This is a genomic window from Kitasatospora sp. NPDC007106 (genome assembly GCF_040634455.1).
In the GTDB taxonomy this organism is placed as follows: Bacteria; Actinomycetota; Actinomycetes; order Streptomycetales; family Streptomycetaceae; genus Kitasatospora; species Kitasatospora arboriphila.
This window is the reverse complement of sequence record NZ_JBEYFP010001429.1, coordinates 1-1,090: the sequence shown is the minus strand read 5'-3', so window position 1 is coordinate 1,090 and position 1,090 is coordinate 1. Positions and strand designations below refer to the sequence as shown.

The 1,090-nt window shown below is 75.7% G+C and carries 2 protein-coding genes; one reads left to right on the top strand and one right to left on the bottom strand.

The annotated features are described in order from the left end of the window. On the bottom strand, nt 1-183 hold a 183-nt coding region (locus ABZ641_RS39030), incomplete at its 3' end, for an NRDE family protein (RefSeq protein ID WP_359989465.1). Nucleotides 184-431: 248 nt separating this feature from the next. On the opposite strand from ABZ641_RS39030, the gene ABZ641_RS39025 reads away from it, so the two are divergent. Further along, on the top strand, nt 432-1,090 hold a 659-nt coding region (locus ABZ641_RS39025), incomplete at its 3' end, for an MFS transporter (RefSeq protein ID WP_359989463.1).

Sequence of the window (1,090 nt, the reverse complement as noted above, 5' to 3'; positions counted from 1 at the left end):
GCCCGGGTCGACCGCCAGCCAGGTGCCGCCGGCCAGCAGGTCCAGGCCACCGAGCAGCCGGGGCCGGTCCGGCCAGTGCCGGGCGGGCGGCAGCCAGGCGCGGTCGGCGTACTCGTCCCGTGCGGCGAGGACGACGACCGGAACCGGCGAGCCCGGATCGAAACTGACGAACACGGTGCACACGGCGCATCCCCTCACCCGGGCCGTTCCTCTCCCGTGATCCTCGCACGGCGGCCGGTGGACCGGGCGGGCGGGCCGTCCCCGCGTGCCGCCGAAGGGACTTGACGCGTCGTCCGGCCGCCGCCGGCCGCCCGCGGTGCCTGCGCGACCGATCCGGAGGCGGGGGCGGTCCCCGATCTTCCAAGAAATCTCGACATGAAGTATCTTGATGTCGAGATTCATGTCGGAGGAGACGAGCGGGGGGATCGCCCATGCGGCGGAAGCGGAACACCGGCGGACTGGTCGCACAGCTGCGGCAGCCACCGGGCGGCCGGGACGGCCGGACGATGCTGCTCGCCCAGTTCGTCGACCGGACCGGCACCGGCGTGTGGTCGGCCGCGGCCGTGCTCTTCTTCACCTTCGTCCGCGGCCTCGACGCCGGGCAGCTCGGCCTGCTCCTCGGCGTCGGAGCGGTCGCCGGGATCGCCGGATCGCCGCTCGCCGGCCGGGCGGCCGAACGGTTCACCGTCCGGGGCCTGCTGACCGCCTGCCACCTGCTGCGGCTCGGCACCACGGGCCTGCTGCTGGTCGTGCACGACTACGCCGTGCTGCTGGCCGTGGTGGCCCTCACCTGCCTCGGCGAGCGGGCCGCCAAGACGCTGGAGATGCTCTTCGCCACCCGGGTCGCGGGCGAACGCCGAGGCGTCTACCAGGCGCTCTTCCGCAGCACCGCCAACGCCGGCTACGCGCTCGGCGCGGGCATCGCGGCCCTCGGACTGGCCGTGGGCACGCCCGCCGCGTACCGGGCGCTGATCCTCGCCAACGCCCTCTCCTTCGTCCTGGCCGCCGCCCTCGTCCTGCGCACCCGGGAGCCGGCCGGCCACGGGTCGGTCGTGGCCCGGCACGCGGACGGCGGGGGAGCGGGGCCCGC